The following is a 6,491-nucleotide window of genomic DNA, read 5'->3' on the forward strand; positions in this document are numbered from 1 at the left end:
TCGCCGGACCGGGCTTACCGCCGAACTCAGCAATGAGAATGAGGCGAGACCATCAGGCGGCAAATTCTCCATAATCACTGAGGCGAACCACGAATATACGAGATTCGTTCCTCTCCATCGCCTTCCGAAGGAGGTCATTTATTCGGGTTTGGTAACCGCCGCCCGCCGCCTTGAGCCGCGCGAGAACGTCGGCATCCAAACGGATCGTGACCGGCTTCTTTATGGGCCTGTAGAACTTCCCGATTACCGCATTACTCCAGTCGGATATTGGTGCGATGTCGGTCGTATCGATGCTGCTGTCCTTCATCCGCTTTAGCGCTCGGATCTCAGTCATACGATCTGTGCCGGTTTTCAACATAAGATTCTCGCTCACTCGGGGTGGCTTTGCGGGCTGAGATCAAACGAATCACTTCATCATCGTCGTCCTGCCAAGTATGGGCGACGATCAACAAAATAACTCCGTCAATCAGCCCTAACGTTTGCCAGCGTTCTTCACCATCTGACATGCGATCTTGGATGCTAAGTGCAAACGGGTCATCGAAAACAGAAATCGCAGTCTGGAAACTGACCTTGTGCTTCGCGAGATTGCGTCGGTTCTTTTTCTCGTCCCACTCAAATCGCATCCGCTATTACTTCGGGACTGTATGTACAGAATAGCATGTACAGCCGGGGTGAATCACCATTCTTCGGAACGGCAAGTTTTCGGCTCGTATAGGACCATTCGTCCTGCTTGTGGTACCCTGAAGGAAATATAACGAGAGAAAAAGAAGAGAAGGAGCAGCAACCCCGGAATGCCTTTGGCGATTGAAAAAAAGAAAGAAATCCTGGTCAATAATCAGATTCACAAGACGGACACAGGTTCGCCAGAGGTCCAGATCGCGCTGATCAGCGGACGTCTCACCCAGTTGAACGAGCACTTCAAGATGCACAAGAAGGATCATGCGTCCCGCCGCGGATTGCTGACCATGGTCGCTCAACGGCGCCGGCTTCTGACGTATCTTCGTAAGAACGACCCGGAACGGTATAAAGCCGTCCTGGTCAAACTTGGAATCCGCCACTAAGTTATCAGTAGATGCACCGGGAGTTGTTCCGTGCGTTGCCGGTCAGCGCATACGGGAAGCAGTCCACCGCTTTTCCCGCTACCCCCCTTCCTATTCCTCGCCAAATTTCGCCCTCCGGTTAAACCGCTGGGCAGAATGGCAGAAGAATGATTCACACCTTTGAAGTCGATTTAAACGGCCGCAAGATCAGTCTTGAGACCGGACGATTAGCCAAACAGGCCAACGGAGCCGTAGTCGTGCGCAGCGGCGATTCGGTAGTCCTGGTCACCGCCTGCGCCAACCAAACGCCCAAGCCGGGGCAGGGATTCTTCCCCCTAACGGTCGACTACCGCGAGTACACCTACGCCGCCGGAAAGATTCCGGGCGGTTTCATCAAACGCGAAGGGCGACCCTCCGAAAAAGAAATCCTCACCAGCCGGTTGATCGACCGGCCCATGCGCCCGCTGTTTCCCGAAGGGTATATGTGCGATACGCAGATTATCGCCATGGTGCTGTCCGCCGATCCGGAGCAGGATCCGGCCGTGCTGGGCATCATCGGAGCGGCGGCCTCGCTCGCCATCTCGGACATCCCGTTTCATCATCATGTAGGCGCGGTGCGCGTCGGCTTCGTGGACGGCAAACCGGTCGCCAATCCGACTTATGACGAAGAGCGCGCCTCCAAGCTGAACATCGTCGTCACCGGCACCGAAGAAGGCGTGGTGATGGTTGAAGCGGCGGCGCTCCAGGCCGGCGAAGATGAAGTGCTGCACGCGCTGGAATTCGGTCACGAGTGCTGTAAGAAAGTCGCGGCCGTGATCGCCGAGATGGTGCGGAAGATCGGAAAGCCGAAGCGGGCATTCACCTCTCCCGAACTCGATCCTGTGCTATCGGCTAAGGTTTCCGAGATGATTCGGGAAGAGTTGACCGACGCGCTGAACACCCAAAAATATCCCAAGCTGGAAAGCTACGCGCGCATCGATGCCGCGAAAGACAAGCTCAAGAAGTCGTTCCCCGAAGAAGAGCACCCGGCGGTCGCCAAGATTTTCGACGCTCTCAAGGAGCGCATCTTCCGCGACGAGATGCTGGACAAGCGGCGCCGTCCCGACGGCCGCGCATTCGATGAAATCCGCCAAATCTCGATTGAAACCGGAGTGCTGCCGCGCACGCATGGATCGGCGGTCTTCACCCGCGGCGAGACGCAGGCTCTGGTCACGGTAACGCTGGGCACCAAGGACGACGAGCAGCGCTACGAGCTGCTGGAGCCGGGCGTGGAGCGCTCCAAGCGTTTCATGCTGCATTACAACTTCCCGCCGTTCAGCGTCGGCGAAGTGGGCTTCATGCGCGGAGCGGGACGCCGCGAGATCGGACACGGCGCTCTGGCCGAACGTTCGGTGACAAGCTTAGTTCCGGATCAGGCCAAGTTCCCTTACACCTTACGCGTCGTTTCGGACATTCTGGAATCGAACGGTTCCAGCTCGATGGCCACGGTTTGCGGCGCAAGTCTGGCTCTGATGGATGCCGGCGTTCCCATGGGTGCCGCAGTCAGCGGCGTAGCGATGGGCCTGGTGAAGGAAGGCGATAAGTACGCCGTTCTGACCGACATCGCGGGCGCCGAGGATCACTACGGCGACATGGATTTCAAGGTCGCCGGTACCCGGCAAGGCATCACTGCGCTGCAGATGGATATCAAGGTCCCGAATGTGACCACGGCCATCATGAAGGAAGCGCTCGATCAGGCGAAACGCGGACGCCTATTCATCCTGGACAAGATGAACGAGGCGCTGGCGGAACCGCGCACCAGCATGTCGGAGTACGCGCCGCGCATTTACACGCTCACGATCCCGGTAGATAAGATTCGCGAAGTCATTGGACCCGGCGGTAAGGTGATTCGCGGAATCATCGAGCAGACCGGCGTGAAGATCGACGTTAGCGACGATGGCACGGTAAACGTGGCGTCCAACGACGCCGCGGCCGCGCAGAAAGCGCTGCAGATTATCGGCGATATTACGGCTGTTGCTGAGATCGGGAAAACCTATCTGGGTAAGGTCGTGCGAATTGTCGATTTCGGAGCTTTCGTCGAGATCTTCCCCGGCACGGACGGGCTGCTGCACATCAGCGAGATCGCGGAGAATCGCGTGAAAGAAGTGCGCGATGAGTTGAAGGAAGGCGATCAGATCCTGGTTAAGGTTCTGGCGCTCGAGGGCAACAAGATTAAGCTGAGCCGCAAGGCTGTATTGAAGGAACAGCGCGAGAAGCTGAAGGTCCAGGTTTAGAACAAAACCAGTTAGCCGCGGATAAACAGTAATGAGCATGGATGGGGAAGGCGAATACCTGCCGTCTTTCATCCGAGTTCGTCACTGTTCATCCGCGGCTAATTTAGGTTTCTGGGCTTTCGCGGCAACCGCCCGCAATTCAATACTCCCATTCCATCCGGACGAAACACTTACTGTCCTTGCATTTGAGGCGACAAGGCGAAGCAAACCGATCTGCTGAGCAATCGTTCTCGGGCGTCTGGCTACAACTGTTGTATCCAGCGCTGCCGCCCACCGTCAGGTACATGTATTGCGAAACCGCGCTCTTATCCAGATGCCGTCGTCCATAGTTTCCGGCCGATGAAGTTTCGTTAGTGCTCATAAAGATTTTGGCCGTATGGTTTGGATCTCGCCACGAATCGGCAGTTACCGTGGATCCGTCCGCACTCCAGACGCGAACGTAATGGGGATTGACCGTGCACACTGCAAACGGTCGCCCGTTTATCGGGAGGGCAGGGACGTAAACCGTATTGCAAGGATAGTCAGCGCACACCCTCAACGACGTGACTTTTGGATTATTGACTAAGTCTTGGATTACCAGGTAGTACTCCTGCCGACCGTTTTTGAGGAAGTCGTAGTTCGATGACCAGATGTCCAGAGTACCGCCTTGCATCGTTATCGGGTTGTCATGACTTATAAGCAGCAGATAGAGCCTGCGGATTTCCGTGCGGAAAACGAACCCGAGTATTCCCAACAACGCCACTAATCCCACTCCACTCCACATCCACTTTTGGGTTCGCGTCATCGGAGTCCGCCGATCGATAAGTCCGCCATTGCGGGAGATTCAACTGGAAGCGTTTTCATTGGGACTACATCCTTTCTTGTGGCTTTAGTTACTGCTCTTTAAACTCGTCAACTTCGCTCGTTCACTTTGTATATCGGCCCGCTGCAGATAAGTGCCGCTTGCGCCCGGACCCCACTCACTGATGAGCGCGTTGAGCGACGTGCGGCTACTATTCGCAAATTCGCGAGCTTTAGCATGATCCCCCAACATCTCGGTCGCCTGCGCTTCGTAAAGGCGGCAACGCCAGAGTGAGCTTCGCTGGCCTTTCTGGTTCAACTCTCCATCGAGAGACCGTGTACGGCCCAGGGCCGAACGACCGTCTCCGGTTATCAACTCCGCGAGCGCCAAAGCCATTGCGGCGTTTACTCTGGTGCTTTGGTCCGTCGAAGAAGCCGCCGCCGACGCCTGCTGACACAAAGCCTTACCTTCAACCGTCTTTCCTAATCGAAGCAGGCAGAGTCCCTGGATGCGCTTTGCTTCGATAATATCTCCTGGATCGGCATCTCTCCTAGCGAGAACCTGCGAACAGAGCTTTGCGGCGGCGGCGTAGTTTCCGCGCAACATCTCCAGTTCGGCGCGATCCGTCGCCAGGTCGCTTTCCTTGAATCCTTCTTGCGCCGCCAGATTGAGACTCTCTTCGGCGCGCTTAAATTCTCCCAGGAAGGTAAAAGCCATTCCAAGGTGCTCATCGTCGTAGGGCAAATTCTGCTTGAATCCGGCCGATTGGTCCTGGTCCCTCGCCCGTAAGATGTCTTTCACTGCTGCTGGATAATCCTCAAGTTCGGTTCGAATGGTGCCCAGATCACCCGCGATACGGGCCTGCGCGATCGGATCGTCGGTCTGTTTTGCGGCGAGAACCAGCCGCCCCGCAGCTCCTTTGTAGTCGCCTTCATTTCGCTCGGCACGCGCAGTGATCAAGTCCGAGTTCACCTCATCCGAGCGGTCTCCGTGACTCGCGAAATACTCGTGGGCTTCCGCCAGCTCTTTTAGCGCGGCAACTCGCTGCGTCTCATCCGCCGTCTTGAGCTCGATCTGGGCGAGAGCGGAGCGTGCTTCGTACTCCAACCGTTTGGCGTGATAGTTATTTGCCACGCTGACTACCTTTCGCAGGTACTTTGCCGCATCGTCATCCTGCCCTGATAACATAAGCGAGTTTCCGAGATCATTCAGGCCACGCGCCGCGAGCACCGGCATTCCTTTCTCCTCCGCCAGGGCCTGGGCTTTTGTCGCGAGAGCTCGCGAGGCTTTCAGATCGCCTCTCCGCTCCGCTTGCAGACTCTGCAGGGATTGGATCGTGATCTGCTGATACAGGTTGTCGCCCGCTAAAGCCAGAGCCTCGACCAGAAGCTTCGCGGCTTCATCGCCGTTCGCGACCTGCGCGAGCTCGGACTTCGCCTGCGCCTGCCCTTGTTCATCTCCTGAATCGTGAAACAGAGCAAGGGCGTTGTTGAGATCTTCGCGCGCTTGTTTCTTTCGCAACAGCCTCCGTTCAAGCGAGCCGCGCCTCAACCAAGCCCCGGGCGAGCCTTGCCACTGTTGCGTCGCCGCCTTATACTCCTCCAAAGCTTTCAGCGGTTGCGCGTTTTTCTCGTAAGCGCGTCCCAGGTCTACGTGGCCGAAGTGCTTCTGGTCCTCCGGAAGCCTCGCAAGGATGGTCTGATATGCCCGAACGGCATCGTCGAACTGATTGCCCACGGTGAAATTGATCGCCTCCAGGTACAAACCATCGAGTCTTGAAATCCGCGCCGCATGCGCGTGAGCGCTGACCATGTCCTGCGCTGCTTTATCCGGGCAATCCATTTCATTCCAAGCTTCCGCGCGGCGCGCATACGCGATCGGCAGATCCGAATCTTTCTGGATCGCCTGACCCAGTTCGGTGGTGGCCTTCCAGTAAACTCCATCCCGCACCGCCGCAGTGCCTTTGTCCAGCCATTCCCTGGCTTGCGGGGGCACATCCGGAGTCTTGCGTAGAATCCAAAACGAAACTACAGCGGCAACAGCCAGTGCGCCGACGGACGCCCATCGCCACCAATGCATCGCAGGCGCGCGTCGTCTACCTGGCTTGTCGATGGCGACCGCGACCGCCGGCCCGCTCAGCGCCTCGACAAAATCGCATGCCGATTCCCACCGATCCTTCGGCTCTCTTTCCAGGCACCGCAGAATCGCCGTGTTCCAGCGCTCGTCCAGTTCCGGAACCCATTCCACCGGCGGGGCCGGTTTCGCGGTGAGCCGCTGAATCGCCGCGCTGATATCCGACGTGCCTTCGAACGGGCGGCGCGCCGTCACCATCTCGTACGCCACCAGCCCCAGCGCGTAAATGTCGGTCGCCCTGGTCAGCGGAGCGTCTTCCAACTG

General features: G+C 57.3%; 5 protein-coding genes and 1 pseudogene. 2 read left to right on the forward strand and 4 right to left on the reverse strand.

The genetic code is table 11. The features are described 5' to 3' along the window. Positions 1-52 precede the first annotated feature (52 nt). Together H1Y01_RS18925 and H1Y01_RS18930 are read right to left on the reverse strand one after the other, a co-directional pair. Positions 53-358, reverse strand: a complete 306-nt coding sequence (locus tag H1Y01_RS18925) for a BrnA antitoxin family protein (RefSeq protein WP_180542346.1) — start codon at positions 356-358, stop codon at positions 53-55. Beyond that, entirely contained in the window at positions 327-623 is a 297-nt protein-coding gene (locus tag H1Y01_RS18930) for a BrnT family toxin (RefSeq protein ID WP_180542348.1), read from the reverse strand. Before H1Y01_RS18930 ends, H1Y01_RS18925 begins: the two co-directional genes overlap by 32 nt. Positions 624-791: 168 nt before the next feature. Between H1Y01_RS18930 and rpsO the strand changes: the two genes are divergently transcribed. Both rpsO and pnp read left to right on the forward strand, forming a co-directional pair. After that, entirely contained in the window at positions 792-1,061 is a 270-nt protein-coding gene (gene rpsO / locus H1Y01_RS18935) for a 30S ribosomal protein S15 (RefSeq protein WP_180542350.1), read from the forward strand. Between the two features lie 146 nt (positions 1,062-1,207). Beyond that, the gene (pnp, locus tag H1Y01_RS18940) at positions 1,208-3,313 is read left to right on the forward strand and encodes a polyribonucleotide nucleotidyltransferase (RefSeq protein WP_180542352.1); all 2,106 of its coding nucleotides are present in this window, start codon (positions 1,208-1,210) and stop codon (positions 3,311-3,313) included. Between the two features lie 139 nt (positions 3,314-3,452). Here pnp and H1Y01_RS18945 read toward each other — a convergent pair whose 3' ends face one another. Then, complete coding sequence (locus H1Y01_RS18945) at positions 3,453-4,097, reverse strand: hypothetical protein (RefSeq protein ID WP_180542354.1); 645 nt, start codon at positions 4,095-4,097, stop codon at positions 3,453-3,455. Between the two features lie 84 nt (positions 4,098-4,181). Continuing rightward, positions 4,182-6,491, reverse strand: a pseudogene (locus H1Y01_RS18950) (hypothetical protein); the annotation flags it as partial.

Origin of the sequence: Nevskia soli (genome assembly GCF_903970205.1) — a bacterium.
In the GTDB taxonomy this organism is placed as follows: Bacteria; Acidobacteriota; Terriglobia; order Bryobacterales; family Bryobacteraceae; genus Bog-113.

Excerpts from the sequence above, each read along its gene's own strand:
- pnp (WP_180542352.1), top strand. The coding sequence starts at position 1,208 with ATGATTCACACCTTTGAAGTCGATTTAAACGGCCGCAAGATCAGTCTT.
- rpsO (WP_180542350.1), top strand. The coding sequence starts at position 792 with ATGCCTTTGGCGATTGAAAAAAAGAAAGAAATCCTGGTCAATAATCAG.
- H1Y01_RS18945 (WP_180542354.1), bottom strand. The coding sequence starts at position 4,097 with ATGACGCGAACCCAAAAGTGGATGTGGAGTGGAGTGGGATTAGTGGCG.
- H1Y01_RS18925 (WP_180542346.1), bottom strand. The coding sequence starts at position 358 with ATGTTGAAAACCGGCACAGATCGTATGACTGAGATCCGAGCGCTAAAG.
- H1Y01_RS18930 (WP_180542348.1), bottom strand. The coding sequence starts at position 623 with ATGCGATTTGAGTGGGACGAGAAAAAGAACCGACGCAATCTCGCGAAG.